The 26,403-nt window shown below is 65.4% G+C and carries 26 protein-coding genes and 1 tRNA gene; 10 read left to right on the plus strand and 17 right to left on the minus strand.

Translation table 11 applies throughout. From position 1 onward, the window contains the following. Positions 1-25 precede the first annotated feature (25 nt). Together AC6IY7_RS03510 and AC6IY7_RS03515 are read right to left on the minus strand one after the other, a co-directional pair. Positions 26-373 carry a helix-turn-helix domain-containing protein gene (locus AC6IY7_RS03510; protein ID WP_497781638.1) on the minus strand — a complete coding sequence of 116 codons (348 nt, stop codon included), beginning with the start codon at positions 371-373 and terminating at the stop codon, positions 26-28. After that, on the minus strand, positions 351-737 hold the full coding sequence (locus AC6IY7_RS03515; RefSeq protein ID WP_497781639.1) for a type II toxin-antitoxin system RelE/ParE family toxin: 387 nt from the start codon (positions 735-737) through the stop codon (positions 351-353). Before AC6IY7_RS03515 ends, AC6IY7_RS03510 begins: the two co-directional genes overlap by 23 nt. Positions 738-975: 238 nt before the next feature. Here AC6IY7_RS03515 and AC6IY7_RS03520 point away from each other — a divergent pair, with 238 nt between their 5' ends. Beyond that, entirely contained in the window at positions 976-1,416 is a 441-nt protein-coding gene (locus AC6IY7_RS03520) for a nucleoside deaminase (protein ID WP_497781640.1), read from the plus strand. On the opposite strand, the gene AC6IY7_RS03525 is transcribed toward AC6IY7_RS03520, so the two are convergent. Next, positions 1,401-2,258 carry a patatin-like phospholipase family protein gene (locus AC6IY7_RS03525; protein ID WP_497781641.1) on the minus strand — a complete coding sequence of 286 codons (858 nt, stop codon included), beginning with the start codon at positions 2,256-2,258 and terminating at the stop codon, positions 1,401-1,403. The genes AC6IY7_RS03520 and AC6IY7_RS03525 overlap by 16 nt on opposite strands. Continuing rightward, positions 2,255-3,139, minus strand: a complete 885-nt coding sequence (locus AC6IY7_RS03530) for an alpha/beta fold hydrolase (protein ID WP_497781642.1) — start codon at positions 3,137-3,139, stop codon at positions 2,255-2,257. The genes AC6IY7_RS03525 and AC6IY7_RS03530 overlap by 4 nt, the downstream gene beginning before the upstream one ends. 297 nt (positions 3,140-3,436) lie before the next feature. Here AC6IY7_RS03530 and AC6IY7_RS03535 point away from each other — a divergent pair, with 297 nt between their 5' ends. After that, the gene (locus AC6IY7_RS03535; RefSeq protein ID WP_497781643.1) at positions 3,437-3,673 is read left to right on the plus strand and encodes a (2Fe-2S)-binding protein; all 237 of its coding nucleotides are present in this window, start codon (positions 3,437-3,439) and stop codon (positions 3,671-3,673) included. 34 nt (positions 3,674-3,707) lie between these two features. After that, a complete protein-coding gene (gene bfr / locus AC6IY7_RS03540; protein WP_497781644.1) occupies positions 3,708-4,184 on the plus strand; it encodes a bacterioferritin in 477 nt (158 codons plus the stop codon). 129 nt (positions 4,185-4,313) lie between these two features. Here bfr and AC6IY7_RS03545 read toward each other — a convergent pair whose 3' ends face one another. Beyond that, positions 4,314-5,567 (minus strand): MFS transporter, encoded by a 1,254-nt coding sequence (locus tag AC6IY7_RS03545; RefSeq protein ID WP_497781645.1) that lies wholly within the window; start codon positions 5,565-5,567, stop codon positions 4,314-4,316. A gap of 4 nt (positions 5,568-5,571) precedes the next feature. After that, the gene (locus AC6IY7_RS03550) at positions 5,572-6,189 is read right to left on the minus strand and encodes a helix-turn-helix domain-containing protein (protein WP_497781646.1); all 618 of its coding nucleotides are present in this window, start codon (positions 6,187-6,189) and stop codon (positions 5,572-5,574) included. A 165-nt stretch (positions 6,190-6,354) separates the two neighbouring features. On the opposite strand from AC6IY7_RS03550, the gene AC6IY7_RS03555 reads away from it, so the two are divergent. Continuing rightward, positions 6,355-7,200, plus strand: coding sequence for a UDP-2,3-diacylglucosamine diphosphatase (locus AC6IY7_RS03555; protein ID WP_497781647.1), 846 nt, complete (start codon positions 6,355-6,357; stop codon positions 7,198-7,200). Continuing rightward, a complete protein-coding gene (locus AC6IY7_RS03560; RefSeq protein WP_497781649.1) occupies positions 7,200-8,294 on the plus strand; it encodes a glycosyltransferase family 4 protein in 1,095 nt (364 codons plus the stop codon). Before AC6IY7_RS03555 ends, AC6IY7_RS03560 begins: the two co-directional genes overlap by 1 nt. Here AC6IY7_RS03560 and AC6IY7_RS03565 read toward each other — a convergent pair. Beyond that, entirely contained in the window at positions 8,244-9,107 is an 864-nt protein-coding gene (locus tag AC6IY7_RS03565; RefSeq protein WP_497781650.1) for a hypothetical protein, read from the minus strand. The two genes, AC6IY7_RS03560 and AC6IY7_RS03565, sit on opposite strands and share 51 nt — an antisense overlap. Positions 9,108-9,312: 205 nt before the next feature. Here AC6IY7_RS03565 and AC6IY7_RS03570 point away from each other — a divergent pair, with 205 nt between their 5' ends. Then, positions 9,313-10,083, plus strand: coding sequence for a HesA/MoeB/ThiF family protein (locus AC6IY7_RS03570; RefSeq protein ID WP_497781651.1), 771 nt, complete (start codon positions 9,313-9,315; stop codon positions 10,081-10,083). 140 nt (positions 10,084-10,223) lie between these two features. Here the strand turns inward: AC6IY7_RS03570 and AC6IY7_RS03575 are convergent, their stop codons facing one another. The 9 genes from AC6IY7_RS03575 to secA all read right to left on the minus strand — a co-directional run bounded on the left by AC6IY7_RS03575 (position 10,224) and on the right by secA (position 22,673). Then, positions 10,224-10,574: a RidA family protein gene (locus AC6IY7_RS03575; RefSeq protein WP_497781652.1), complete on the minus strand. Its 351-nt coding sequence runs from the start codon at positions 10,572-10,574 to the stop codon at positions 10,224-10,226. A 485-nt stretch (positions 10,575-11,059) separates the two neighbouring features. Then, complete coding sequence (locus AC6IY7_RS03580; protein WP_497781653.1) at positions 11,060-12,595, minus strand: acyl-CoA carboxylase subunit beta; 1,536 nt, start codon at positions 12,593-12,595, stop codon at positions 11,060-11,062. Between the two features lie 58 nt (positions 12,596-12,653). Continuing rightward, positions 12,654-13,310 (minus strand): COG3904 family protein, encoded by a 657-nt coding sequence (locus AC6IY7_RS03585; protein ID WP_497781654.1) that lies wholly within the window; start codon positions 13,308-13,310, stop codon positions 12,654-12,656. Between the two features lie 112 nt (positions 13,311-13,422). Next, positions 13,423-13,498, minus strand: a tRNA-Val gene (locus AC6IY7_RS03590). 180 nt (positions 13,499-13,678) lie between these two features. Further along, positions 13,679-13,963: an HU family DNA-binding protein gene (locus tag AC6IY7_RS03595; protein ID WP_497781655.1), complete on the minus strand. Its 285-nt coding sequence runs from the start codon at positions 13,961-13,963 to the stop codon at positions 13,679-13,681. A 288-nt stretch (positions 13,964-14,251) separates the two neighbouring features. Continuing rightward, positions 14,252-16,678: an endopeptidase La gene (gene lon / locus AC6IY7_RS03600; RefSeq protein WP_497781656.1), complete on the minus strand. Its 2,427-nt coding sequence runs from the start codon at positions 16,676-16,678 to the stop codon at positions 14,252-14,254. Positions 16,679-16,983: 305 nt separating this feature from the next. Next, positions 16,984-18,249 carry an ATP-dependent Clp protease ATP-binding subunit ClpX gene (clpX, locus tag AC6IY7_RS03605; protein ID WP_159728472.1) on the minus strand — a complete coding sequence of 422 codons (1,266 nt, stop codon included), beginning with the start codon at positions 18,247-18,249 and terminating at the stop codon, positions 16,984-16,986. 313 nt (positions 18,250-18,562) lie between these two features. After that, on the minus strand, positions 18,563-19,783 hold the full coding sequence (locus AC6IY7_RS03610; protein ID WP_497781658.1) for a 6-phosphofructokinase: 1,221 nt from the start codon (positions 19,781-19,783) through the stop codon (positions 18,563-18,565). A gap of 76 nt (positions 19,784-19,859) precedes the next feature. Further along, the gene (gene secA / locus AC6IY7_RS03615) at positions 19,860-22,673 is read right to left on the minus strand and encodes a preprotein translocase subunit SecA (RefSeq protein ID WP_497781659.1); all 2,814 of its coding nucleotides are present in this window, start codon (positions 22,671-22,673) and stop codon (positions 19,860-19,862) included. 616 nt (positions 22,674-23,289) lie between these two features. On the opposite strand from secA, the gene AC6IY7_RS03620 reads away from it, so the two are divergent. Together AC6IY7_RS03620 and AC6IY7_RS03625 are read left to right on the plus strand one after the other, a co-directional pair. After that, complete coding sequence (locus AC6IY7_RS03620) at positions 23,290-23,556, plus strand: type II toxin-antitoxin system ParD family antitoxin (protein WP_497781660.1); 267 nt, start codon at positions 23,290-23,292, stop codon at positions 23,554-23,556. A gap of 6 nt (positions 23,557-23,562) precedes the next feature. Then, on the plus strand, positions 23,563-23,862 hold the full coding sequence (locus tag AC6IY7_RS03625) for a type II toxin-antitoxin system RelE/ParE family toxin (RefSeq protein ID WP_497781661.1): 300 nt from the start codon (positions 23,563-23,565) through the stop codon (positions 23,860-23,862). 14 nt (positions 23,863-23,876) lie between these two features. Here AC6IY7_RS03625 and AC6IY7_RS03630 read toward each other — a convergent pair whose 3' ends face one another. After that, positions 23,877-24,872, minus strand: a complete 996-nt coding sequence (locus AC6IY7_RS03630) for a polysaccharide deacetylase family protein (RefSeq protein WP_497781662.1) — start codon at positions 24,870-24,872, stop codon at positions 23,877-23,879. Between AC6IY7_RS03630 and AC6IY7_RS03635 the strand changes: the two genes are divergently transcribed. Both AC6IY7_RS03635 and AC6IY7_RS03640 read left to right on the plus strand, forming a co-directional pair. Further along, the gene (locus AC6IY7_RS03635; protein WP_497781664.1) at positions 24,871-25,332 is read left to right on the plus strand and encodes a GNAT family N-acetyltransferase; all 462 of its coding nucleotides are present in this window, start codon (positions 24,871-24,873) and stop codon (positions 25,330-25,332) included. The two genes, AC6IY7_RS03630 and AC6IY7_RS03635, sit on opposite strands and share 2 nt — an antisense overlap. 11 nt (positions 25,333-25,343) lie before the next feature. Further along, the gene (locus tag AC6IY7_RS03640) at positions 25,344-26,327 is read left to right on the plus strand and encodes a zinc-dependent alcohol dehydrogenase family protein (RefSeq protein WP_497782771.1); all 984 of its coding nucleotides are present in this window, start codon (positions 25,344-25,346) and stop codon (positions 26,325-26,327) included. The last annotated feature ends 76 nt before the right edge of the window (positions 26,328-26,403 follow it).

Genomic DNA, 26,403 nt, shown 5'->3' on the forward strand with positions numbered 1-26,403 from the left:
GAGCCGTTAATCGAGTGGCGGACCACTAGAAGATCGCTTCTATGCCCTTGCGGCGGATGAGGTCGAGCAAAACGAGTGCTGGGCCGCTCGGCCGCTTTGCGCCGCGCTCGAGCTGCGAGACATAGCCGACCGTAAGGTTGAGATAGCGGGCGAAGACCGCTTGGCTCAACCGCGCCTTCTCGCGAAGGTCGCGGATTTCCTCGCCCGTGATCGGCGCGGGCGCGGGCGCGCAGTCCTTGTCCAACTGACGCAAGGTGATCTTCGCATGGCTCGCCTCGTCCATGATTCCGAGGCGGCGCATGTCTCCCGCCGTTTCGAGAATGGCGTCACGCAAACGGCTCGACGACTCGCTAGGCGTCGCTTTCTTCGTCATGTCGCACCTCCTGAATTGCTCCGTCCTCGAGAGCCGCCTCGATGCGTTCCGATGTCGCGTCGAGCCATCCGCGCGCCACGAGGCGCAAATCCTCCAATTCGTCCGGCTCGATGTTTTCCCTTTCGCTCTTGGCGAAGCCGTATAGAAAAACAGCGCGCTCCTCGACGCGAAAGGCGACGATCATGCGATAGCCGCCCGAACGTCCTCGGCCCCGTCTGGCGACACGCTGCTTGATGAGGCCGCCGCCCAAATCAGCGTCGATGAGGCCGCGCGCGGCGCGGAAGATCGCCTCGCTCAAGCTCTCGTCGTCGATCCGCTCGCTACGCGCGAACCTCGCAAACCATCTGATTTTGAAGACGCGCACCACATCCCCATAGTTCTATGCACTATAGCGCATAGAACTATGGTTTCAAGCAGACGATCGGCTGATCGAGCGCGACCATGTTCGAGGCTTGCGGCGCTGCGACAAGCCGGAGTCCAGGCGCTTGAATCGCGTGCAACGGTATTCGATATTCGGCGCGCTCGACCGTCGAGACGCGCCCTATGGGCGCCCCTCGGGGATGAGGAGCCTGGCTTGGCGCGAGACGAAGCAATCAGAGCGAATGACCGATCCCCTCACCGCCGCCTTCGACGCCGCGCGCGAAGCTTTCGCGGCGAATGAGGTCCCCGTCGGCGCGGCCATAGCCCGCAATGGCGAAATCATCGCCGTCGCGGGCAATCGCACGCTGCGCGACAAGGACCCCACGGCGCACGCGGAAATGCTCGCCATTCGCGCCGCCTGCTCTGCGCTCGGGACAGAGCGTCTCACCGATTGCGATCTCTATGTCACGCTCGAGCCCTGCGCCATGTGCGCGGCGGCGATCTCCTTCGCGCGTATTCGCCGGCTCTATTTCGCCGCCGACGATCCCAAGGGCGGCGGCGTCGAGCATGGCGCGCGTTTTTTCTCGCTGAAGACCTGCCATCATGCGCCAGATGTCTATGGCGGCCTGCGCGAGAGCGAGGCGGCGGAATTGCTGCGCGCCTTTTTTCAGGCGCGGCGCTGAAGCTCGAGCCGCGCCGCCGCCGTCTGCAATCCCTCGAACACGCGAGCGCGGCAGGCGTCGCCCGCCTCGAAAATGCGCTTCGCCTTGAACAGATCGAGCGCGAGATATTGATTGACCGCGGGCGAGATCAGCACATCGGGCGGGTTCTCCTCGATCATGCGCTCGCTGATGGCGTTCATCATGATCTGGCTGGCGACGATGATCGTCTCGATCGGCGAGGGCGGACGATTGCGCGCGCGCCCGCTCGACGTTCCCGAGACATCGACGGCGAGCACGATGTCGGCGCGCCCGGCGAGATGATTATAGGGGAGCGGATTGACGAGGCCGCCGTCGATCAGAAAGCTGTCGCCATAGACGACCGGCCGCACCAGCCCCGGAATGGCCATGGAGCCGCCGACGGCCGGCTGCAGCGGGCCGCAAGAGATCGCGGCCTCGCGGCGCAAGCGAAAATCCGTCGCGACGGCGGTGAAGGGAATCTGCAGCTCCTCGAAAGTCTCCGGCATGCCCTGCGGCCAGAATGCGTCGAGGAAACGCTCCGCATCGATGAGCGCGGGATGCGCGAAATCGGAGAAGGTGCGCGCGCGGCGGCGCGCCCGCGAGCGCAGCAGCCGACGCGCAAGACGCACACGGTTGCGGAACATGTTCTCCGCATGGGCGCGCAGCTCCGCGCCAGAAAATCCCGCCGCATAAGCGGCGCCGACGATCGCGCCGATCGATGTTCCGGCGATTGCGCAGGGGCGCACGCCCAATTCGTCCAGCGCCTCCAGCACGGCGATATGGGCGAGGCCGCGCGCGCCGCCGCCGCCCAGCGCCAAGGCGACGCTGAAGCGAAATTCGCTCACAGAAACGAGTCCAGCGCGGCGAGCGTCGCCTCCGGCGCCTCCTCGGCGAGATAATGGCCGCTGTCGATCTCGACGCCGCGAAGATCATTCGCCCATTCGCGCCATTGCGCGAGCAGCGCGGCGCCATGGCCGTCAAAGCTCGCAGCGCCCCAGAGCGCGAGCGTCGGCACGATGATCTTTTTGCCTGCCGCGCGATCGGCGAGAGCGAGCTCGCGGTCCGGCCCCGCGCCGGCGCGAAAATCCTCGCAGAACGCATGAATGCGCGAGGGCTCGTCGAAAGCCGCGCGATAATGAGCGAGCGCGCGCGGATCGAAGGCGTCGAGCGTTCCGCTCTTGGTTCCGCTCGCCAGCGCATCCTCGAGGAAGCCTTTCGGATCGAGACCGATGAGCTGCTCGGGCTTGGGCGCGGGCTGCGACAAAAGTCGCGCGCGGCCGAGGCGGCGCAAATCGGCGTCGCCGAGCGATTCCTCGAGCGGCGCTATGTCGAGCAGAGCGAGCTTCTCCAGCCGTCCGGGATGGTCGAGCGCAAAGCGGAAGCCGACGCGCGCGCCGCGATCATGTCCGACCAGCGAGAAACGCACATGGCCGAGCTGCTCCATCACGACGATGACGTCATCGCCCTGCGCGCGCTTCGTATAGGCCTCGCCCTTCTCGCTCGGCGGCGCGGAGGACCAGCCATAGCCGCGCAGATCCATAGCCACGACGAAGAAGCGCTCGGCGAGAAGCGGCGCGATCCCGGCCCAGGCGACATGGGTCTCGCCGAAGCCGTGCAACAGCAGCAGCGGCGGCCCGGAGCCGGAGGAGCGAGCGAAGACGGAGCCGGCGGGCGCATCGATCCAATGCGAGGCGAAGCCGGGAAAAAGATCTGCGAGGTCGGACATCGGATCCCTGCCCTTCAGTTTCGAGGGACAATGCGAACTTTCGTCTGAAGCCTTTCTCGGCTCGAAAGATTTTCAAAAGGGCCCGGCGCGAGCATGCCTCCGGTCTTGCCGCGCTCTTTATCCACAACAAATAATCTGACGCGGCCGGTGGGGCCGTGGCGCGCGATTTGCGTTAGCTCCGTGATCCTAGAGGGCCCATGTCGGAAAACCGACAAAGGCCTCTAGCCAGAACCGGAACGGTACGATAAGCTACTGAAATCACAGCTAGTTTACAACCCTTCCAAACTAGGTGCGGAGATGATCGTCTGCTCTTGCAATGTGCTCTCGGACGGACAAGTCCGCGAAGCTCTCGGGGGAAGATCGGATCGACCAAGCGTCGGCGCGATCTTTCGGCATATGGGGTGCGAACCACGCTGCGGCCGGTGCGCGCGCAACATCAGCGCGATCGTCGATCAGCATGCGGCAATCCCTTCCGATCATTGCAGCGGAGCCGGCGAATGCGATAATTGTCGCGCCGACGAATTGGCTGCATGATCCGGTCCGCTCGGACCGGGCGGAAGGGGGACCCATGCGCGGTGACGCGAAGCTCTTGGAATATCTCAATCGGGGCGTCCGCGCCGAACTGACGGCGATCAATCAATATTGGCTGCATTACCGCATCCTCGACAATTGGGGCTTCAAGGAGCTCGGCAAGAAGTGGCGTCACGAATCCATCGAGGAGATGGAGCACGCCGATAAATTCGTGCATCGCATCCTCTTCCTCGAAGGCTTTCCGAACATGCAGAGCCTCGATCCTCTGCGCATCGGCCAGTCGGTCGAAGAGATCATCCGCCTCGACCTCGCCACGGAAATCGACGCGCGCGCGCTCTATCTCGAGGCGGCGGCCTATGCGCTGTCGATCAACGACCGCGTCAGCAAGCTGCTGTTCGAGGAAGTGGTGCAGAGCGAAGAGCGCCATATCGATTTCCTCGAGACCCAGCTCGAGCTGATAAAGCAGCTCGGCGTGCAGCTCTACTCGCAAAAGCACATCGGCGACCTCTCGTAAGGAGAGGCTCGTTCGGCGCGCCGCGAAAGGCGGTGAAGCTTTCCTCCTCGTGAGAGCGCCCGTCTCGAAGGGCGGAGGAAAGCTTCATGCGCCGCCCGCTGGAGCTCGCGCTTCGAGACGGCGCCCCGCTCAGGCGCTCGAATGCTCGGGCTCGGCGTGGGCATCCACCCGCGCCGCTTTCGTCCTCGCATGGCGCGTCGCGCAGAGCTGCGCCACCGCGCAAGACAGCAGCAGGCCGACGAAAGCGACGGCCGCCATCGCCAGATAGGCGCGCTCTCCCGCCTGCGCATAGAGCGGCCCCGACAGGAAAGTGAACAGGCTGTTGCCGCCGGCGATCGCCGCGGCCAGCCAGGCTTGCGATTGCGCGAGACGCTCCTTGCCGCCGAGCTCGGCGAGCAGATAGGCCGGGCCGATCTGCACCGCGGCGCATGATGCGCCATGCAGCGCCTGAGCGCAGAAAATCCCCGTCGGGCCGGGGTCGGCCGACATCAAGAGCCAGCGCAGCACAGCGCCGATCGCGCCGACGAGGAGAAAGGCGCCGGCCTTGGATTCGCCGCCGAACCAGCGCGCGGCCATGAGAAAGACGACGACCTCCGTGGCGAGCGCGGCCACCCAGGCGAAAGCGACGAAACTGTCGCTGTGGCCCTGCTCCTTCCAATGTAGCGCGCCGAATGTATTGACCATCGAATGCGAGCTCTGCACCAGGGCGGCGGCGACGATGACGAGCGCCACCAGCTCCGGCCGCGCAATGCGGCCGATGGACTGGCGCTCCGCCCGGACAGAGGAGGAGCCGAAGCCGATCAGCGAGCCCATGCAGGCGAGGCAGGCGAACGCGGCCACCGCGGTGAGCAGCCAGACGATGTCCTCGACCGCGAGCGCGCCGGCGACGGGGCCGCTCACCGCGAGAAAAACGAGGATCGACATGGAGCCCCAGCCGCGCACCCAAGAGTAATGCAGTTGCGGCAGGCCGGCCTCGCGGCGGCGGCGCGCCTCGCCGAAGGTGACGCCATCGGCGAGCGGCGCCAGCGGCCCCTGCGCCAGCGCGACCATGGCTCCGGCGACGAGCAGCGCGAAAAAGCCGGACGACCAACCCATCACCGCATAGGCCGCCGCCATGGCCGCCATGCAGCCGACGAGCAGCGCGCCATGATCGCCGAGCCGATCGGCGCGGCGCGAGGCGACGAGCATGGAGCCGATGCGGATGATCGGCTGCACCGCGAGAACGGCGGCGATCTCGAAAGCGTCGAGCCCGCGCGCCGAGAGCCAGATGGAGAAGAACGGCAGCTGGACGCCGACGATGGCGTAAATGGAAGCCTGCAGCAGTGAAAGCCTGAGCTCGGCGTGGCGGCCGGTCGTCGTCTCGCCGCTCTGAATTTTCGTCAAACGGTCACTCCATCGCGGCGGCTTTGAGAATGCAGACCATGGTCGCATGGGCGGCGCTCGGCCCGAGATTGCGGATCACATGCGGGCGGTCGCAGCGGTAGCGCAGCGTCTCGCCCGCGCGCACGATCTCCTTTGCGCCGGCGACCTCCACCTCGAGCTCGCCCTCTCTCAAGGACAGGCTCTCGACAGAGCCGCGCTGATGCGCGTCGGATTCCAGAACTCCCCCCGGATCGGCGGAGAATTCATAACATTGCAGCCATTCGACGGTCTTGATCCAGCCGATGATCTCGAGCCGGCACTTGCCGTCGTCGGAGACGAGAATCGGCGTGTCCGCTCGGCTGGTCTTCTCGAGGAAAGGCTCGTCCTCCGTGGTCTGCAGCACACGCTCGATGGAGACATCGAGAGCCTGGGCGAGGCGCCAGATCGTCGCGAGCGTCGGATTGGTCTCGTTGCGCTCGATCTGGCTGATGATCGATTTGGCGACGCCGGACTGCTGGGAGAGTTCCGACAGCGACAGATTATAGGCCTTGCGCAGACGCTGGACAGTCGCGCCGAGCTGGCCGGACAAAGCCAGCGCTCCCGCTTCCAGAATCTTCTGCTTCTCGCGGCCTTCCACGCCCATCTCGCTGCTCCGCTCCGCTGCGATCGGATAGATAATCGAATTCGTTCGAAATATCGAACGGGATTTTCACCATGGCGCCGGTCGTCGCGGCCGGTGTCATCGTTACGCAACACGAATCTGGTGGGAAGGAGACGCTGCGGCACAAAAAGAGGCGGGCGCGTCAAAATGACCGCAATCGATTCATTGGCCGATTCGCAGAGCGCCAAGCGCTTCAGGACGCTGTTCCTGTCGGATCTCCATCTCGGCACCAGAGGGCTTCAGGCCGAGCTTCTGCTCGACTTTCTGAAGCATCACGACGCCGACACCTTTTATCTCGTCGGCGATATCGTCGACGGCTGGCGGTTGAAGGGCGGCTGGTATTGGCCGCAGGCGCACAATGACGTCGTGCAGAAGCTGCTGCGCAAGGCGCGCAAAGGCGCGCGCGTCGTCTATGTGCCCGGCAATCACGACGAATTCGCCCGCGACTATACCGGCATGGAATTCGGCGGCGTCGAGGTCGCGGAGACCGATATTCACGAGACCGCCGACGGCAAGAAAATGCTCGTCATTCATGGCGATCAGTTCGACATCGTCGTGCGCCATGCGCGCTGGCTCGCCTTTCTCGGCGACTGGGCCTATGAGGCCGCGCTCTTCGCCAACACCTGGGCCAATCGCGTGCGCCGCGTGTTCGGCGTCGGCTATTGGTCCTTCTCCGCCTGGGCCAAGCTGAAGGTGAAGAACGCCGTGAATTTCATCGGCGATTTCGAGCAGACGCTGGCGGCGGAAGCGGCGCGGCGCGGCGTCGACGGCGTCGTCTGCGGCCATATTCATCACGCGACGATCCGGCAGATCGACGGCATGCTCTATGTGAACACCGGCGATTTCGTCGAGAGCTGCACGGCGATCGCCGAGCACGCCGACGGCCGCTTCGAGATCATCTATTGGCACAAGACCGCCAAGGAACAGGAGGCCGCGGCCGAGGCCGCCGCCGCGCAGCCGCAGGCCCTCACTCAGGCGAGGGCCGCCGCCTGATGCGGATATTGATCGCGACGGACGCATGGCGTCCGCAAGTCAACGGCGTCGTGCGTTCCCTGGAGGCGATGGCGAGCGCGGCGAGCGCGCTCGGCGCGTCGATCGATTTCCTGACCCCTCAGGATTTCTCCTCCATTCCCATGCCGACCTATCCGGAAATCCAGCTCGCCTTCGCCACGGCGGGAGCTGTGGCGAAGCGTCTGGCGCAGGGCTACGACCATGTCCATATCGCGACCGAAGGGCCGGTGGGGCTGGCGACGCGCGCCTGCTGCCTGCGCCAGGGCCGGCGCTTCACCACGAGCTATCACACGCGCTTTCCCGAATATATTCACGCGCGCACGCGGCTGCCGGTCTGCGTGACCTATGCGCTGCTGCGGCGCTTCCACAATAGCGGCGCTGGGACCATGGTCTCGACGCAGACGTTGGCGCAGGAGCTTTCCGCGCGGGGTTTCCGCCGGCTGATGCGCTGGTCGCGCGGCGTCGACCATGCGCTGTTCCATCCGGGCGCGGCGACCGAGCTCGGCGTCGAGGGCCCGATCTTTCTCTACGCCGGGCGGCTCGCCGTGGAGAAGAATGTCGAAGCCTTCCTCGCGCTCGACCTGCCGGGCACCAAGCTCGTCGCCGGCGACGGGCCGGCGCGGGCGGCGCTCGAGGCGGCCTATCCGCAGGCGCGCTTCCTCGGCTTGAAGACGAGCGAGGAGCTGGCGACGCTCTACGCCAGCTCGGATGTGTTCGTCTTCCCGAGCCGCACCGACACTTTTGGGATGGTGCTGCTCGAGGCCATGGCCTGCGGCCTGCCGGTGGCGGCCTTTCCGGTGGCGGGTCCACTCGATGTCGTGGGCGCGAGCGGCGCCGGCGTGCTGAGCGAAGATCTGCAGGCGGCATGTCTGGCGGCGACGCAGATCGCGCGCGCCGTTCCGCGCGCCCATGCGCTGACCTTCACCTGGGAGGCGAGCGCGCGGCAGTTTCTCGGCAATGTGGCGCTCGCCCATCAGAACGGCGTCGAAGCTGCGGCGGCTCAGGCCGCCGCCGGCAAAGCGGGCTCAGCCAAACAGCCGAAGCTTTTCGTTCAGGGTGAGATGATCGAGCCGTGACAGCGCCACGAGGCGCGGATCGAAAGGCCGCTGCGGCGCGGGCTGAGGCGGCGGCGCCATCTCGTCTGGACGGATCGCGCGGGCGACGAATTCCTCGAACACGATTCCATTGGACGCCGGCGCCCGGACGACGACGGGCGCATCCACGGGCTCGATCATAGGGCGCTCGATCGTCGGGCGCTCCTCTTCGAGCTGCGCGGCCGGCTCGGGCTCCTCTGCGACCTGCGCGAATTCGATTTGCGCGACTTCGCCCTGCGCGATTTCGATTTGCGCGACTTCGACCGGCTCCGCATCGATTGCGAGCGTCTCCACTCGAGCCTCGACCGGACCGACATCGATCGGCTCCACCTCGACGCCCGGCTCGATCCCGAAAGGCTCGGCGGACGGCTCGGTGATTTCGACATGATCCGCGACGATCTCGACAGACGCGGCTTCCGCGATCGCGCGCGGCGCCTCTTCCATCTCCGCCGCCGGCGTGTCGAGCAACCGCGAGAATTGCTCCGCCAGCGCGTCCGCTTGCGCGCAGAGCGTCGCATCGACGCCGCTGGCGCGCAGCGTCTGCGCGAATTCCTGCGCGCGTTCGACGAGACGGCGCGGCAGACGCCAATCGGCGGCGGCCTCCTGCTCCTCCGCGCGCGCGGCGACGCGCTCCAGCCGATCGACGGCGACGATGAGCCGCTCGGTCTCTTGGGCGCGCTGACGGCGCGCGAACTCGAGCAGGAACCATCGGCCGCGGACGGTCTCCATCACCGCGTCTTCGATTCTCTCATAGTCTTCGGGGTAGAGGCCGGTGGGCGGAGCCGGTAGAGTCATGATCCGTCCTTGCGGGACAAACGCGCCGAATCGCGCATATCCAAGCAAAGGCTGCGACGCCGTTTTATGCAAGCGCGAAAACGCTTCCGCGCGCGTCATGCGAACGCTTCCGCGCGAGGCTCTTAGGCCTTTCGTGGCATCATGATAAGTATCGCGACGAGCGCGGTGCAAGCGGCCGCGCAAGCTTCGGCGCAGGAAACACGACATGAGCCTCTCGTCCGACGAAATCGAGCGTTATGCTCGCCATATCGTGCTGCGCGAGGTCGGCGGCCCCGGCCAGCAGCGGCTGAAGAAGGCGCGCGTCCTGGTCGTCGGCGCGGGCGGGCTCGGCGCGCCGCTGTTGCAATATCTCGCGGCGGCCGGCGTCGGCGCGCTCGGAATCGTCGATGACGACGAGGTCTCGCTCTCCAATCTGCAGCGGCAGGTGATTCACCAGACGACCGCCGTCGGCCGGCTGAAGGTCGACAGCGCGCAAGAGGCGATCCATCGGCTCAATCCGCATGTGCATGTCGAGCCACATGCGCTGCGGTTCACGGAGCACAACGCGCGCGCGCTCATCGCCGCCTATGACATCGTCGCCGACGGCTCCGATAATTTCGCGACGCGCTATCTCGTCTCCGACGCCTGCTTCTATGAAAGGAAACCGCTCGTCACCGCGGCCGTCGGCGGCTTCGACGCCTCGCTGACGACGCTACGCCCCTTCGAGGCCGACGCTGCGGGCAAGCCCAATCCGACCTATCGCTGTCTCTTCCCCGCGCCGCCGCCGCCGGGCGCCGTGCCGAGCTGCGAGGAGGCCGGCGTGCTCGGCGCGATGACCGGCGTGGTCGGCGCGATGATGGCGCTCGAGGTGATCCGCGAGATCGTCGGCTTCGGCGAGGGGCTGGTCGGGCGGCTGCTGCTGATGGACGCCCGCTCGATGCGCTTCGAGACGCTGCGCTACGCCTATGATCCAGACAATCCGCTGACCGGCGCCTGATGCGCCCTTCGCCTTTCGCTGACCGACAAGAGCGAGCCTGAAGGCTCGCGGTCCAAAGTTCGTGGCTTGGGCGCGCATCGGACCGCGAGCCTTCTGGCTCGCATCTTCGACAGGTCATTGGCCTATCGATGAAATTTCGCTCAGAGCGCCGCGATGACGGCGATCTCGACCCTGTAGTCCGGCGTAACGAGCTTTGCCTCGACCGTCGCGCGGGCCGGCGGATTGCTCTTGTCGACCCAGACGTCCCAGACGCTGTTCATCTCGGCGAAGGTCGCAATGTCGGCGAGATAGATGGTCGCCGAGAGAATCTTGGCTTTCTCACTGCCGGCCTCCTGGAGAATCGTGTCGATGAGGCCGAGGATCTCGCGCGTCTGATCGGCGACCGGGCCACCCTTGGCCGCTTCGGCGACCTGGCCCGCCGTATAGATCACGCCGCCATGCACGACCGCCTTGCTCATGCGCGCGCCGGCGCCAATCCGCTTGATGGACATTTTGCGATTCTCCGAGAGTTGCGAATGTGGGTTCGGGGGGCCGCGGCGGCGGCGCGAGCCGCGCTTGATAGGCTCTGGCTATCTATCGAGTGGAAAGCTCTATCATGGCTCTACATACACAAAGAGCGGGGACGGCCCTTGCCTCTCCCCACTCTTTGGTACCCGTCCTTTGACCGGACTCGTCGATAGGCGCCATCCGCGAGAATTGGTGTGGAGCGTCTCGCAGATGGGCAGAGTTCCGGCGTCCTCCCCGACTTGGACCTCAGCCAGCGATTGGTAGAACGCATTCTGCGCTCAAATGTTTTTAGCCAGCTCGGCGAAGGGGACATTATGACAGGCTGAATGTTTTGTCATCCGAAAAAGCCCGCCGCTGGAATGAAATTGTGCTGAAGGCGCCCGCCATCGGGGCAGGCTGTTCTCCGCTTGGGCGACCTGCGCGTCGGCCGCCCATCGGGCCGACGCGCCACCCTGCCCGCAAGGGCAGGTCAGAGCGGGATGTTGTCGTGCTTTTTCCAGGGGTTTTCCAATTCCTTGTGGCGCAGCAGCGCGAGCGCGCGGGCGATGCGCTTACGAGTCGCGCTCGGCATGATCACCTCGTCGATATAGCCGCGCTCGGCGGCGACGAAGGGCGACAGGAAGCGATCCTCATATTCCTTGGTGCGCTGGGCGATCTTCTCGGCGTCGCCGATATCGGCGCGGAAGATGATCTCGACCGCGCCCTTGGCGCCCATCACGGCGATCTGGGCCGAGGGCCAGGCGTAATTAACGTCGCCGCGCAAATGCTTGGAGGCCATGACGTCATAGGCGCCGCCGAAGGCTTTGCGGGTGATGAGCGTGACCTTGGGCACAGTGGCCTCGGCATAGGCGAAGAGGAGCTTGGCGCCATGCTTGATGAGGCCGCCATATTCCTGCGCCGTGCCCGGCAGGAAGCCCGGAACGTCGACGAAAGTGACGATCGGAATATTGAAGCAATCGCAGAAGCGCACGAATCGCGCCGCCTTCTTCGAGGCGTCGATGTCGAGCACGCCGGCGAGCACCATGGGCTGATTGGCGACGAAGCCGACCGTGCGGCCCTCGATGCGGCCGAAGCCGACGACGATGTTCCTGGCGTGCGTCTCCTGAATCTCGAAGAAATCGCCCTCATCGGCGATCTTCGCGATCAGCTCCTTGATATCATAGGGCTTGTTGGGATTGTCGGGGACCAGAGTGTCGAGCGAGGCGTCGAGCCGCTCGGCCTCGTCGAAGCTCGGCCATTCCGGCGGCTCTTCCTTATTGGAGGAGGGCAGGAAGTCGATGAGCCGGCGCATCTGCAGCAGCGCCTCGACGTCATTGTCGAAAGCCTTGTCGGCGATCGAACTCTTGGTGGTGTGCACCGAGGCGCCGCCGAGCTCCTCGGCCGTCACCGTCTCATTGGTGACGGTCTTCACGACATCGGGGCCGGTGACGAACATATAGCTCGTGTCGCGCACCATGAAGATGAAGTCGGTCATGGCCGGCGAATAGACGTCGCCGCCGGCGCAGGGTCCCATGATGACGGAAATCTGCGGAATGACGCCCGAGGCCATCACATTGCGCTGGAACACCTCGCCATAGCCGCCGAGGGCCGCGACGCCCTCCTGGATGCGCGCGCCGCCAGCGTCGAACAGGCCGATGATCGGCGCCCGGTTCTTGAGCGCCATATCCTGCAGCTTGGTGATTTTCTGGGCGTGGGTCTCCGAGAGAGAGCCGCCGAAGACGGTGAAGTCCTTGGCGAAGACGAAGACGGCGCGGCCATTGACCGTGCCCCAGCCGGTGACGACGCCGTCGCCGGAGATTTTCTCGCCCTGGTCCATGCCGAAATCGGCGCAGCGATGCGCGACGAACATGTCGAACTCCTCGAAGGAGCCGTGGTCGAGCAGAAGCTCGATACGCTCGCGCGCCGTGAGCTTGCCGCGCGCATGCTGCGCGTCGATGCGCTTGACGCCGCCGCCGAGACGCGCCGAATCGCGCCGCTGCTCGAGACCATCGATGATATGTTTCATGGAACGACCAATCCTGCTTGAGTGTTTGCGCCGACGAGTTCCCCGCTCGGCGGCTCGTCTAAAGCTTGGGCGTGCCGAGGCGCCAGCGGGCGATCTCGGCGGCGGAGAGAAGATGGACGCGATCGGGCGAGGTGCGCTCGGCGAGCGCGATCAGATCGCGGCTCACGCCCATGGAGGCGCTGTAGCGCAGAAGGGTGCGGCGCATCCCGCCGTCGTCGTAGCGGCGCTCGCGCAGCGCTTCGCCGCTCATCGGATCGACGCCGTCGACATAATTGAACATGCGATGCACGCCGACGCGGCTCTGGCGCGGGATGACCCGCCTGCGGCCGCCCATCAGCGCATAGACGCAGGCGGAATAGCAGCGCCCCGAGACGAGCGCGCCGGTCTCCGACTCCACGCGCGCGACGATGACCGCCATGCCCAGCCGGCGCAGCGCCTGACCGAGTTGCATGGAGGCGACCACGCGGCCGCCGGGCGAGTCGAGGAGCACGATGCTCCGCAGCTCCGTCTCGCGTCCCTGATCGCGCAGAAAGCTCACAAAAGCATCGGCCGTGTCCTCCACGATCTCGCCCTCCGCGACGATGACGCGCGGGCAATGGTCGGCGCAATGGGCGTTCGCCGTCGTCGCGAGACGGAAGGACATCTCCGCGGCGCAGGCCGAAGGCGCCGCGAGAAGCGCGGACAAAGCGAGGAGAAGGACGAAATTTCGGCTCATGCTCTCGGCGCTGCGTCTCTATCCTCATATGCGGCCAATTTCCGCCCCGTCTGCGCCGCCTTTGCGCAGCCAGACGACAGGCCGCTCCCGCGGGTCTCTCCCGATCGCGGCCTGGTGGGCGGTGACGGGCTCGAACCGCCGACCCTCTCGGTGTAAACGAGACGCTCTACCGACTGAGCTAACCGCCCGCGCGCCGACCGGGATCGACGCCGCATTGTTTACGGGAGGGCGCCCCCTTCACGCAAGACGAGTCGCGCGGGGGCGACAGAAACGACAAAGCCGCCGGCGACGGTCGCGCCCCGGCGGCGAACTGGACTTCCGGTCGAAAGGAGGGAGCCGGGCGGCGGGGCCTGCCCTACTCGGCCTGATTATTTGGCCTTGTTGAGCGCCGCTTTGAGAGTGGCGCCGGGCTTGAAACGAGCGCTGTTGGAAGCAGGAATCTTGATCTCTTCGCCGGTCGCGGGATTACGGCCCTTGCCTGCCGCGCGCTTCTTGACGGAGAAGGTGCCGAAACCGACCAGACGCACCTCTTCGCCCTTCTTGAGGGCCAAAGTGATGCCGTCGATCACCGCGTCGATCGCCGCGGCGGCGGCGGCCTTCGAGGTCTCGGTCGCCTCGGCGACATGCTCGACCAGTTCCAATTTATTGACCATGGTCTCATCCCTTCTGCTTCCGCCGGGAGCCGGTCGTCGACACGGGGCTGAGCGCCGAAAATCGAGCGGCGTCGAATCGCTGGGACCCGGCACAGGTGAGTGATGTGCCGGAATGTCAGCAAAAGCAAGGGTTAGAAGACAGCGCAACGCCGGAATCCCTGGAGTTCCGGGCGCCTGAGGGCGAGATGACAAAGGAAACAGGCGGAAACCGGGGCTTTACGCGGCTCGGTCCCGGAGGGCGGCGGCCCCTCCCCCGCGACAGAGCCGCGAGGCGAGGGGCCGAAGCCTTCAGTGCGCGCGCACGCCGCTCGCGTCGTCCTCGACGACCTTGGCGGCGATCGGAGGCGCGGGCTCCTCCCAGACGATCGGCGTCGGCTGACGCACGAGCGCATGGGCGAGCACCTCGTCCATGCGCGAGCATGGCACGATCTCGAGGCCATTCTTCACCGAGTCCGGAATCTCCGCCAGATCCTTGGCGTTCTCCTCCGGGATCAGCACCTTCTTGAGGCCGCCGCGCAGCGCCGCGAGCAGCTTCTCCTTCAGGCCGCCGATCGGCAGCACGCGGCCGCGCAGCGTGATCTCGCCGGTCATGGCGATGTCGCGACGCACCGGAATGCCGGTCAGGATCGACACGATCGTCGTCGCCATGGCCGTGCCGGCCGAGGGACCGTCCTTAGGCGTCGCGCCTTCCGGCACATGCACATGGATGTCGCGACGGTCGAACAAAGGCGGCTCTATGCCGAAATCGACGGCGCGAGAGCGCACATAGGAAGCGGCGGCGGAGATCGACTCCTTCATCACCTCCTGCAGATTGCCGGTCACCGTCATCTTGCCCTTGCCGGGCATCATCACGCCTTCGATCGTCAGCAGCTCGCCGCCGACGCCAGTGACGGCGAGGCCGGTGACGACGCCCACCTGATCCTCGAGCTCCGCCTCGCCGTAGCGATATTTATGGACGCCGAGATAATCGGTGATGTTGTCGTTGGTGACGTGAACCTTCTTGCCCTTCTCCTTGGAGAGCAGGATTTCCTTCACCGCCTTGCGGGCGAGGTTGGAGAGCTCACGCTCGAGATTGCGCACCCCGGCCTCGCGCGTGTAGCGGCGGACCAGCGTCAGCAGCGCCTCGTCGTCGATCGACCATTCGTCGGCGGCGAGGCCGTGCTTCTTGACCGTGTTCGGGATGAGATGCGCGCGCGCGATCTCGGCCTTCTCGTCCTCCGTGTAGCCGGCGATGCGGATGAGCTCCATGCGGTCCATCAAGGGCGCAGGGATGTTCAGCGTGTTCGACGTCGTCACGAACATGACATTCGACAGGTCGTAATCGACCTCGAGATAGTGATCCGCGAAAGTGGCGTTCTGCTCCGGATCGAGCACCTCGAGCAGCGCGGACGACGGATCGCCGCGGAAGTCCATGCCCATCTTGTCGATCTCGTCGAGCAGGAAGAGCGGATTGGACGTCTTGGCCTTGCGCATCGACTGGATGATCTTGCCGGGCATGGAGCCGATATAGGTGCGCCGATGGCCGCGGATCTCCGCCTCGTCGCGCACGCCGCCGAGCGACATGCGCACGAACTCACGGCCCGTGGCCTTGGCGATCGACTTGCCGAGCGAGGTCTTGCCGACGCCGGGCGGGCCGACGAGGCACAGGATCGGGCCGGTCAGCTTATTGGCGCGGCTCTGCACGGCGAGATATTCGAGGATGCGCTCCTTGACCTTCTCGAGGCCGAAGTGATCGGCGTCGAGAACGCCCTGCGCCTGCTCGAGATCGCGCTTGATCTTGGATTTCTTGCCCCAGGGCAGCGCCAGCACCCAATCGAGATAATTGCGCACCACCGTCGCTTCCGCGGACATGGGCGACATTTGACGCAGCTTCTTGAACTCGGCGACCGCCTTGTCGCGCGCCTCCTTGGAGAGCTTGGTGTTCTTGATGCGCTCCTCGAGCTCGGCGAGATCGTCCTTGCCGTCCTCGTCGCCGAGCTCCTTCTGGATCGCCTTCATCTGCTCGTTGAGATAATACTCGCGCTGCGTCTTCTCCATCTGGCGCTTGACGCGCGTGCGAATGCGCTTCTCCACCTGCAGCACGGAAATCTCGCTCTCCATCAGCGCGAGGCATTTCTCGAGACGCTTGGCGACGGAGATCGTCTCCAGCACATCCTGCTTCTCGGCGATCTTCACCGAGAGATGCGAGGCGACGGTGTCGGAGAGCTTGGAGAAATCCTCGATCTGCGTGACCGCTGCGGCGATCTCCGGCGAGACCTTCTTGTTGAGCTTCACGTAAGAATCGAATTCGGCGATGACCGAGCGGCCGAGCGCCTCGACCTCGACGGGCTGGTCGATCTCGTCGCCGAGCGCCTCGGCGTCCGCCTCGTGATATTCGTCGACGCGCGTATAGTTGCGCACCTTGGCGCGGCCGACGCCCTCCACCAGCACTTTCACCGTGCCGTCGGGAAGCTTCAGCAGCTGCAGAACCGAAGCGAGCGTGCCGATCGAATAGATCGCGTCGGGAGCCGGATCATCGTCGCCGGCGTTCTTCTGCGTCGCGAGCAGAATGAGCCGCTCGGATTTCGTCACCTCTTCCAGAGCGCGGATCGACTTGTCGCGCGCCACGAAGAGCGGAACGATCATATGAGGAAAGACCACTATGTCGCGCAACGGCAGAACCGGATAACTCTCGATCGCGCCGGGAACGATGGAATTGCGCTTTTCGTTCGTCATTTCTTTTTTCCTGTTCCGTTTCGCTCCCCGCTGAAGCGGGGCGAGGCGACGCTCTGACGCAAAGGGACGCTTCTGACGTTAAAGGGACCTTCGGACGTTAAAAAAACGCTTGCAAGTTCCGGGCCCGACGCTCGAGCGGACGTCCCGCCTTCCGAGAGACCCGCTCGCGCACGAACGGCGTCGAAGGCGATTACGCAACAAATGGGCCCAACGGCAGAACGATTCAAGATACTGGAAAAACAGACGCATGTAGGTCAGCGGCGCGGGAGCGGCGATCGAGTCGCGCTCCCGCGCCCAAAAAAGCGTCAGGCGCTGGCGCCGCCGCTCTTCTCATTACGCTCCGCGTAAATATAGAGCGGACGCGCCTTGCCCTCGACGACCTCGGGGCCGATGACGACCTGCTCGACGCCCTCGAGGCCCGGCAGCTCGAACATGGTGTCGAGCAGAATGCCCTCCATGATGGAGCGCAGGCCGCGCGCGCCGGTGTGGCGCTCGATCGCCTTGCGGGCGACAGAGGAGAGCGCCTCGTCCTGGAAGGTGAGCTCGGTGCTCTCCATCTCGAACAGCCGCTGATACTGCTTGACCAGCGCGTTCTTCGGCTCGGTGAGGATGCGCTTCAACGCCTCCTCGTCCAAATCCTCGAGCGTCGCGATCACCGGCAGACGGCCGACGAATTCGGGGATGAGGCCGAACTTCAGCAGATCCTCCGGCTGCACATGGCGGAAGATGTCGCCGGTGCGGCGCTCGTCCGGCGCCTGCACATTGGCCCCGAAGCCGATCGACGTGCCGCGGCCGCGAGCAGAGATGATCTTCTCGAGGCCGGCGAAGGCGCCGCCGCAGATGAAGAGGATGTTGGTCGTGTCGACCTGCAGGAACTCCTGCTGCGGATGCTTGCGCCCGCCCTGCGGCGGCACGGAGGCGATGGTGCCTTCCATGATCTTCAGCAGCGCCTGCTGCACGCCCTCGCCCGACACGTCGCGGGTGATCGACGGATTGTCGGATTTGCGCGAGATCTTGTCGATCTCGTCGACATAGACGATGCCGCGTTGCGCACGCTCGACATTATAATCCGAGGCCTGCAGCAGCTTGAGGATGATGTTCTCGACATCCTCGCCGACATAGCCCGCCTCGGTCAGCGTCGTGGCGTCGGCCATGGTGAAGGGCACATCGAGGATGCGCGCCAGCGTCTGCGCCAGCATCGTCTTGCCGACGCCCGTCGGGCCGATCAGCAATATGTTGGACTTGGCCAGCTCGACGTCGCCATGCTTGGCGGCGTGATTGAGGCGCTTGTAGTGATTGTGCACGGCCACCGACAGCACGCGCTTGGCCTGCGCCTGGCCGATCACATAATCGTCCAGAACCTTGCAGATCTCGCGCGGCGTCGGAATGCCGTCGCGCTGCTTGACGATGGACTTGTTCTCCTCGCGGATGATGTCCATGCAGAGCTCGACGCATTCGTCGCAAATGAAGACCGTCGGGCCGGCGATGAGCTTGCGCACCTCATGCTGACTCTTGCCACAAAATGAGCAGTAGAGCGTGTTCTTCGAATCGCTGCTGCCGACCTTGCTCATGTCTCGTCTCCTGACCGATCGGCCCGCTGTGGCGAATCGAACCAACCTCACTCGATATCAGCGAGGGCCTAACAAAATGTGCAAGCAGGCCCCGGCCCGCCGCACTCCTCGTCCCCGGCCCCATCCGCGAACGCCAGTCTATAAGTCCCGGCCCGCAATGCAACCACGACGCCCGCACATAAATCAAGCAAGAATCACGCCTTGGGAAGAGGGCCAGCGCCTTTTCCGGGCGCCTCCCCTTCTAAAGAGTAAATTTCGCGAAAATCAAGGCCTTGACCCAGGACGTCGCTGGTCGTGCGACGGGTTTGCGACATTATGCCTTCAGAATTTTGGCGACAGGATTGAGCCGCAGTCGGTAAGCGTCCGGCAGTCCGGAGCCGAGCAGAGGACGCAGATATAGCCGGAAGGCGTCGGTGACATCCGTGCCATCCGCGGTCAGGAACTCGTCCGGCATCACCTTGGTCTTGCCGGCGACCGCGCCGAGCGGCGAGAGCCGATAGTCGACCGAATAAAACCCCGTGCGGTGAATCGTCACGGAGCCGTCCCGATCGCCCCATAGCGCGAACTGCACCGCCTTCTCGCCGACCTCGCGCGCCTCGCGCTGGTCCACATCCGAGACGCAGCCGACGAAGCTTCGCTGCACATAGCCGAAAGTGTCGGCGCGCACGCGCTTGAGGCCGAGCCTCGTCTTGACGAGCTCGGTCAGCATATCGGCGAGAGCGCCGCCGCCCAGATGCACATTGCCATGCGCGTCCTTCTCCACCTGCTCGGCGAGCTTGGCCGCGATCGGCGTGTGATTTTCGTCGGAGACCCCTTCCGACACGGCGACGACGCAGCGTCCGTATTTATCCAAAGTCGCCTTCACATCGGCGAGGAAGCGCTCGGTGTCGAAGACGCGCTCGGGCACATAGATGAGATGCGGGCCGTCGTCGGGGAATTTCTTGCCGAGCGCGGAAGCCGCTGTGAGGAAGCCGGCATGGCGACCCATCACCACGGCGATATAGACGCCCGGCAGCGCCCAATTGTCGAGATTGGCGCCGGCGAAGGCCTGCGCCACCCAGCGCGCCGCCGATGGGAAGCCCGGCGTGTGGTCGTTGATCATCAGATCATTGTCGATCGTCTTGGGGATATGCACGACGCGCAGCGGATAGTCGGCGCGTCCGGCCTCCTCCGAGACGATGCGCACCGTGTCGGAGCTGTCATTGCCGCCTATATAGAAGAAGCAGCCGATCTCATGCGCGCGCAGCACCTCGAAAATCTGGTGGCAATATTTGAGATCGGGCTTGTCACGCGTCGAGCCGAGCGCGGAGGATGGCGTGCAGGCGACCATTTCGAGATTATGCGTCGTCTCCTGCGTGAGATCGACGAAATCCTCATTCACAATGCCGCGCACGCCATGATAGGCGCCATAGACGCGCTCGACCGAGCGGAACTTGCGCGACTCCAGCACGGCGCCGACGAGCGACTGGTTGATGACGGCGGTCGGCCCGCCGCCCTGCGCGATGAGGACCTTGGAGAAATCGATCTTCGACACGAGGAGGCTCCGGTAGCAGCAGGATTCCAAAGGCGAATAGCGAGTAGCGAGTAGTTCAGCCCCGCTCGCTATTCGCTCACACCAATGCGCCGTGGCAATGCTTGAACTTCTTGCCCGAGCCGCAGGGACAGGGCTCGTTGCGGCCGACCTTGCCCCAGCTCCCGGGATTGGCGGGATCGCGCGCCGCCTCTGCGCCGCCGCCGATCGCCTGCGATGAAAAATCCGCCGCGGCGAGGCGGGCGTTGAGCTCGGCGAGCGCGCTCTCTCCGCCGCCGGCGGCGTTCGGATCGGGATGCACATATTCCATAGGCGGCAGCTCGGCCGGGACCGGCGGCGCCTCGAAGGACACTTCGACGCGCATCAGCTGCGAGACGACGGTCTCGTCCCAATGCGTCATCAGGCTGCGGAACAGCTCCAGCGCCTCGGACTTATATTCGTTGAGCGGATCGCGCTGCGCCAGACCGCGCCAGCCGATCACCTGGCGGAGATGGTCGAGCACGACGAGATGATCGCGCCACAGATGATCGAGCGCTTGCAGCACCACCTGCTTCTCGATCATGCGCGAGAGCTGCTCGGTGTTGCGCTCGACGCGCTCGGCGTAGGACTGGTTCGCCGCGACGAGCAGACGTTCCTTGATCTCCTCGTCGGCGATGCCCTCTTCCTTCGCCCAATCCTCGATCGGCAGATCGAGATTGAGCTGCGTGCGCGCCGCCTCGGCGAGGCCTTCGACGTCCCAGGCCTCGGCATAGGCATTCGCCGGAATGTGCTTCGTGACGAGCTCGGCGACGACATCCTCGCGCATCTCGTTCACCGTCTCCTCGACGCTCTCCTCCGCCATGATCTCGCGCCGGCGCTCGAAGATCACCTTGCGCTGGTCGTTCATCACATTGTCGAATTTGAGGATGTTCTTGCGTATGTCGAAGTTGCGCGCCTCGACCTTGTGCTGCGCCTTCTCCAGCGCCTTGTTGATCCAGGGATGGACGATCGCCTCGCCGTCCTGCAGGCCGAGCTTCACCAGCATGCTCTCCATGCGCTCGGAGCCGAAGATGCGCATGAGATCGTCCTGCAGCGACAGGAAGAATTTCGAGCGGCCGGGATCGCCCTGACGGCCAGAGCGGCCGCGCAGCTGATTGTCGATGCGGCGGCTCTCGTGACGCTCCGTGCCGATGATGTAGAGGCCGCCGGCCGCGAGCGCCTTTTCCTTGAAATCGGCGATCTCGGCGCGAATCTCGGCCTCCTTCGCCTCGCGAGCCGCGCCCTCGAGCCCGGCATATTCCTGCGCGACGCGCATCTCTATATTGCCGCCGAGCTGAATGTCGGTGCCGCGGCCGGCCATATTGGTGGCGATGGTGATCGCGCCGGGCACGCCGGCCTCGGCGACGATATAGGCCTCCTGCTCGTGGAAGCGCGCGTTGAGCACGGCGAACTGCCGCGACGGCTGGCCGCTGCGCGCCGCCTCATAGAGCTTGCCGAGCGCCTTGGTCGGCTCGGAGAAGTCGATCTGCTTATAGCCTTTGGCGAGCAGGAACTCCGCCAGCTGCTCGGACTTCTCGATCGAGGTCGTGCCGACGAGCAGCGGCTGCATCTTGGCGTTCGCCTCCTCGATCTCGCGCGCGATGGCGTCGAGCTTCTCGCGTCCGGTGCGATAGACCTCGTCGTCCTCGTCGATGCGCTGCACCGGGCGATTCGTCGGCATCTCCAAGACCTCGAGCTTGTAGATCTCGGCGAACTCCTCGGCCTCCGTCGAGGCCGTGCCGGTCATGCCGGCGAGCTTCTCATAGAGGCGGAAATAATTCTGGAAGGTGATGGAGGCGAGCGTGACATTCTCGGGCTGAACGGCCTGATGCTCCTTGGCCTCGAGCGCCTGATGCAGGCCTTCCGAATAGCGCCGGCCCGGCATCATGCGGCCGGTGAACTCGTCGATGATGACGACCTCGCCCTTGCGGACGATGTAATCCTTATCGCGCTGGAACAGCTTGTGCGCGCGCAAGCCTTGATTGACGTGGTGAACGAGCGTGACGTTCTGCGCCTCGTAGAGCGCGCCGTCGACGAGCACGCCGGCCTCCGACAGCAGCTCCTCCATATGCTCATTGCCGGACTCCGTCAGATTGACGGTGCGCTGCTTCTCGTCGAGCTCGTAATCTTCCCTGTCGAGCTTGGGGATGAGCTTGTCGATGGCGTTGTAGAGATCGGACTTGTCGTCCGAATGGCCGGAAATGATGAGCGGCGTGCGCGCCTCGTCGATGAGGATCGAATCCACCTCGTCGACGATGGCGTAGACATGCGGGCGCTGCACCATCTGCGCCAGCTCATATTTCATATTGTCGCGCAGATAGTCGAAGCCGAATTCGTTATTGGTGCCGTAGGTGATGTCGCAGCGATAGGCGTCGGCGCGCTCCTCGTCCGAAATATCGTGGACGATGACGCCGACGCTGAGGCCGAGGAAGCGATAGACCCGGCCCATCCATTCCGCGTCGCGGCGGGCGAGATAGTCGTTGACGGTGACGACATGAACGCCGCGGCCGGCCAGCGCGTTGAGATAGACGGCGAGCGTCGCCACCAGCGTCTTGCCCTCGCCGGTGCGCATCTCGGCGATGGCGCCCTCGTGCAGGACCATGCCGCCGATCAGCTGCACATCGAAATGCCTCTGGCCGAGCACGCGCTTGGCCGCCTCGCGGACGGTGGCGAAGGCCGGGACGAGCAGATCGTCCAGCCGCCTGCCGTTCGCGAGCTGTTCGCGGAACTCCTCGGTGCGCCCGCGCAGCGCCTCATCGGACAAAGCAGCGAGCTCGGCCTCCAAAGCGTTGATCGCCTTGACCTTCGGCTGATAGGTCTTGAGCCGGCGGTCATTGGCCGAGCCGAAAATCTTTTTGGCGAGAGCGCCGAGCATGCGCAAACCTTTCTAGATGAGCCTCCGGCGAGGAGCCGGCGGAGGCCGCCTTTTCGCACATGTTCCTTTCGATTTGCCAATTTCTTTTCGAAAGGTCGGCGGGCGCGGCCGTGCGCTCGCGCTCGCGTCTGCGGCGCGGCGACGGCCGAGAGATAAGAGGCGGCCGAACCCTTGTCAATGTAAGGGCGCGGCGAAACCAGGGCTCCGAATCGGGCTGACGAGCAGACATGTTTGCAGCGTCATGGCCGCGCTCGTCGCGGCCATCCACGCCGCGACGTCTCGGAAAGCCTAAGAACATGAGCGGAACGGCGCAGCCTCTTCTCCCCGCGTGTCGCGATGTCCTGGCGTGGATGGCCGCGACGAGCGCGGCCATGACGCGGCTGCAGAGGAGTCGTCGACCTGGATGCGCAGCCCTGCGCGGCCGGTACGGTTCGAGCTTTTGAGCGGAACCGGGGCCGAGGGAAAACCCGATGGAGCTGCTCTTTGGGGTCGATATTCTGGCAAGCCGGCAATTTCAAACGTCTCGACCACGCTCGTTGTCGGGATTCGCTTGATAACAGTTATTGGCGCATGACATAATTCCAATAACCGACTTGCGATGTCGAAGGGTGATGTCATGGCCATCAGCGCGGACTTGGGGAACCAGCTGGAGGCGTTCGTCGCCGAGCTGGTGGCGTCCGGCCGCTACAATTCGAAGAGTGAGGTTCTGCGGGAAGGGGTGCGGCTCATCCAGGAGCGCGAAGCCCGCCTTGCCGCGCTGGACCTCGCGATTGCCCGAGGCATTGCCGACGCAGAGGCCGGGCGCGTCGAGCCCGCGAGCGCCGTCTTCGACCGGCTGGAGGCCAAGTTCAGGGCCAAGGCGGAAGCCGAACGCCGAAGCTGAGGGCCTATGATCGTCGTCATGACCGCGCAGGCCGAGGTCGACCTCGAGCGGATCGGCGAGCATATTGCCGAGGAAAGTCCCCAGAGGGCCATCTCATGCGTGCGGGAGCTCCGGGAGGCATGCGAGGGCCTCGGCGACATGCCGAAGCGATTTCCCCTCGCGCCGCGTTTCGAGCGCGTCGGAATCCGCCGCCGAGTCCATGGCTCCTATCTGATCTTCTACCGGATCGGGCAAGAGACGGTCGATGTGATCCATGTGCTGCACGGCGCTATGGATTATGAGCCGCTTTTGTTTCCCGAAGGGTGAAGGGATCGCGTCCTTTACTCCGGCGCCTCCTCGATCCGCCGGAACGGCTGCGGCAGCCGGCCCTGCTCCAAGAGTCTCGAGAACAGCCGCAGTCCCGCCGGCTCATTGCCATTGGGATGGACAAGCACGATCGAGCCGTCCCGTGGCGGCGGCGACAGCACCAGCCAGGCGTCCGCGCCCAGCGCGATCAAATGCCGGAGCCGCAGCTCCTCCATCAGCCGGGCGTCGGCGACGAGACCTGGGAACCGGAAGAACACCGAGGGCGTCGCGCCGCGCTCGATCAGCAGCCGCTCGACCCGGAAGACCTCGGCGTCGATGTCGACGCCCGGCCGCAGGAGATAATTCTGCGCATCGGCGAGGCGCGGAACATAAGGGTGGCTGTAGGAATGGCCGACCCAGGCGATTCGCAGCGTCCCGCTCGCAGCCTCATCCATCAGCCAATCGAAATCCGCCCCATGGCGCTCCAGCCACAGGCCGGAGACCGAGAGCGCCAGCGGCGCGCCCGGAACGACATCGGCGAGACGGCGCAAAAATTCTCGATCCAGCGGCCTCCGGCTCGGGCAGAGATCGCCGGTGAGAAACGAGCCCGCCCCGGCCCCATGGCCGAGCCCGGCGCTGGTCGAGAGGCTGCGCCCGACGGCGGCGAGACGCGGCTCGTCGGGGTCGCCCGGCCGCGGCCGCAAAGCGCGCAGGAAGCGCGTCTCCTTCTGCTCGGCCTCTGTCGTCTCGCGGCAGCGCCAGGCGCTTTCCGCCTCGAGGCTCGTCTCCAGCGTCGCCGGCTCCACCGTCAGCGCGACCGCCTCTCCATCGAGCCGCATGCGACGAATGGCGAGGCGCGTCTCGCCGGCGGGTCCATGGCATTCGAGAAAGACAGGCCGATAATCTGCGAGACGCCGCGCCGCCTCGCGCGCCTCGGCGCGCGGCGCGATTGCGGCGAGAGCGGCGAGCGCCCAGAATAAACGCGCCGCGCTCCTTCGCGGAGGCGCGCTCCTGCGCGGGGGATGATCCATGACCGAGAAAACTCCTCCCGAAACAACCCCTGCCGCGGAAACGCTGTCCGTCGTCTTCCACGACCTCGCCCGCGAGAGTCCGGCCGTCGCGGCGGCGCTCGGCGGCGAGATCGCCGCCCGCTTCCGCCCCCGCGACGAGGCGCCCTTCTCCATCGTCGCCCATGACGAGAAGGGCGCGCTGATCGGCGGGCTCAACGGCGTCTTCCACTGGCGTTGGCTCTATATAAGGCATTTGTGGGTCTCGCTGGAGCGTCGCGGCATGGGGCTCGGAACCGCGCTGCTGCGACGCGCCGAGGACGAGGCGCTCTCGCGCTCCTGCCTCGGCCTCTATATCGACAGTTTCGACCCCCGCGCCGCGGCGCTCTATGAGCGATTCGGTTTTACCCGCTTCGGCGAGATCGCCGATTTTCCGCCCGGCCACAATCGCATGTTCTTTTCCAAGAGGCTCGCCCCCGCATGAGCGCCGCCGAGATGACCGCCATGGTCCTGCGGCGGCCCGGCACGCCGCTCGAGGCCGAGCGCCGCCCCCTGCCCCATGCCGACGCCGGCGAATTGCTGCTTGAGGTCGAGGCCTGCGGCGTCTGCCGCACCGATCTCCATGTCGTCGACGGCGAGCTCGCGCATCCTAAGCTGCCGATCGTCCCCGGCCATGAGATCGTCGGCCGCGTGGCGGCGATCGGAGCGGGCGTCGCAGGCTTCGCTGTCGGAGAGCGTGTCGGCGTGCCCTGGCTCGGCCACACCTGCGGCTGCTGCCCCTATTGCTCCAGCGGCCGCGAAAATCTCTGCGACGATCCGCTCTTCACCGGCTACACGCGCGACGGCGGCTACGCCACGCATACGGTCGCCGACGCCTCTTACTGCTTCCCGCTGCCGAGCGAAGGCGACGCCGCGACGCTGGCGCCGCTGCTCTGCGCAGGCCTGATCGGCTGGCGCTCGCTGAAGATGGCGGGCGATGCGCGCAATATCGGCATTTATGGCTTCGGCGCCGCGGCGCATATCATCGCGCAAGCCGCGCAGGCGCAAGGCCGGCGCATCTTCGCCTTCGTGCGCCCCGGCGATGTGGCGGCGCGCGATTTCGCGCTCTCGCTCGGCGCTGTCTGGGCCGGCGGCTCCGACGAGACGCCGCCGGAAAAGCTCGACGCCGCCATCATCTTCGCGCCCGTCGGCGCGCTGGTTCCACGCGCGCTCGCAGCGGTGCGCAAGGGCGGAATCGTCGTCTGCGGCGGCATTCACATGAGCGACATTCCCGCCTTCCCCTATTCGCTGCTGTGGGAGGAGCGCCGGCTCGTCTCGGTCGCCAATCTCACGCGCGAGGACGCCCGCGAATTTCTCGCGCTCGCGCCGCAGATCGGAATCGACACGCATGTCGTGCGCTATCCGCTGACTGCGGCGAATGAGGCGCTCGCGGATTTGCGCGAGGGTCGGCTGCAGGGCGCAGCGGTGCTGATTCCGTGAAGGCCCCCTCCCCCGCTGCGCGGGAGAGGGAGACGCCAACGATCGGCGTTTCGCTCATCCTCGATGAAGCGCGCCG

Source organism: Methylosinus sp. is20ea, from assembly GCF_059718135.1.

What these genes read in the sequence shown, in the direction of transcription:
- AC6IY7_RS03510 (WP_497781638.1), bottom strand. Translation starts at nt 373, where the DNA reads ATGACGAAGAAAGCGACGCCTAGCGAGTCGTCGAGCCGTTTGCGTGAC.
- AC6IY7_RS03520 (WP_497781640.1), top strand. Translation starts at nt 976, where the DNA reads ATGACCGATCCCCTCACCGCCGCCTTCGACGCCGCGCGCGAAGCTTTC.
- AC6IY7_RS03530 (WP_497781642.1), bottom strand. Translation starts at nt 3,139, where the DNA reads ATGTCCGACCTCGCAGATCTTTTTCCCGGCTTCGCCTCGCATTGGATC.
- AC6IY7_RS03535 (WP_497781643.1), top strand. Translation starts at nt 3,437, where the DNA reads ATGATCGTCTGCTCTTGCAATGTGCTCTCGGACGGACAAGTCCGCGAA.
- bfr (WP_497781644.1), top strand. Translation starts at nt 3,708, where the DNA reads ATGCGCGGTGACGCGAAGCTCTTGGAATATCTCAATCGGGGCGTCCGC.
- AC6IY7_RS03550 (WP_497781646.1), bottom strand. Translation starts at nt 6,189, where the DNA reads ATGGGCGTGGAAGGCCGCGAGAAGCAGAAGATTCTGGAAGCGGGAGCG.
- AC6IY7_RS03555 (WP_497781647.1), top strand. Translation starts at nt 6,355, where the DNA reads ATGACCGCAATCGATTCATTGGCCGATTCGCAGAGCGCCAAGCGCTTC.
- AC6IY7_RS03560 (WP_497781649.1), top strand. Translation starts at nt 7,200, where the DNA reads ATGCGGATATTGATCGCGACGGACGCATGGCGTCCGCAAGTCAACGGC.
- AC6IY7_RS03565 (WP_497781650.1), bottom strand. Translation starts at nt 9,107, where the DNA reads ATGACTCTACCGGCTCCGCCCACCGGCCTCTACCCCGAAGACTATGAG.
- AC6IY7_RS03570 (WP_497781651.1), top strand. Translation starts at nt 9,313, where the DNA reads ATGAGCCTCTCGTCCGACGAAATCGAGCGTTATGCTCGCCATATCGTG.
- AC6IY7_RS03575 (WP_497781652.1), bottom strand. Translation starts at nt 10,574, where the DNA reads ATGTCCATCAAGCGGATTGGCGCCGGCGCGCGCATGAGCAAGGCGGTC.
- AC6IY7_RS03580 (WP_497781653.1), bottom strand. Translation starts at nt 12,595, where the DNA reads ATGAAACATATCATCGATGGTCTCGAGCAGCGGCGCGATTCGGCGCGT.
- AC6IY7_RS03585 (WP_497781654.1), bottom strand. Translation starts at nt 13,310, where the DNA reads ATGAGCCGAAATTTCGTCCTTCTCCTCGCTTTGTCCGCGCTTCTCGCG.
- AC6IY7_RS03595 (WP_497781655.1), bottom strand. Translation starts at nt 13,963, where the DNA reads ATGGTCAATAAATTGGAACTGGTCGAGCATGTCGCCGAGGCGACCGAG.
- lon (WP_497781656.1), bottom strand. Translation starts at nt 16,678, where the DNA reads ATGACGAACGAAAAGCGCAATTCCATCGTTCCCGGCGCGATCGAGAGT.
- clpX (WP_159728472.1), bottom strand. Translation starts at nt 18,249, where the DNA reads ATGAGCAAGGTCGGCAGCAGCGATTCGAAGAACACGCTCTACTGCTCA.
- secA (WP_497781659.1), bottom strand. Translation starts at nt 22,673, where the DNA reads ATGCTCGGCGCTCTCGCCAAAAAGATTTTCGGCTCGGCCAATGACCGC.
- AC6IY7_RS03620 (WP_497781660.1), top strand. Translation starts at nt 23,290, where the DNA reads ATGGCCATCAGCGCGGACTTGGGGAACCAGCTGGAGGCGTTCGTCGCC.
- AC6IY7_RS03625 (WP_497781661.1), top strand. Translation starts at nt 23,563, where the DNA reads ATGATCGTCGTCATGACCGCGCAGGCCGAGGTCGACCTCGAGCGGATC.
- AC6IY7_RS03635 (WP_497781664.1), top strand. Translation starts at nt 24,871, where the DNA reads ATGACCGAGAAAACTCCTCCCGAAACAACCCCTGCCGCGGAAACGCTG.
- AC6IY7_RS03630 (WP_497781662.1), bottom strand. Translation starts at nt 24,872, where the DNA reads ATGGATCATCCCCCGCGCAGGAGCGCGCCTCCGCGAAGGAGCGCGGCG.
- AC6IY7_RS03640 (WP_497782771.1), top strand. Translation starts at nt 25,344, where the DNA reads ATGACCGCCATGGTCCTGCGGCGGCCCGGCACGCCGCTCGAGGCCGAG.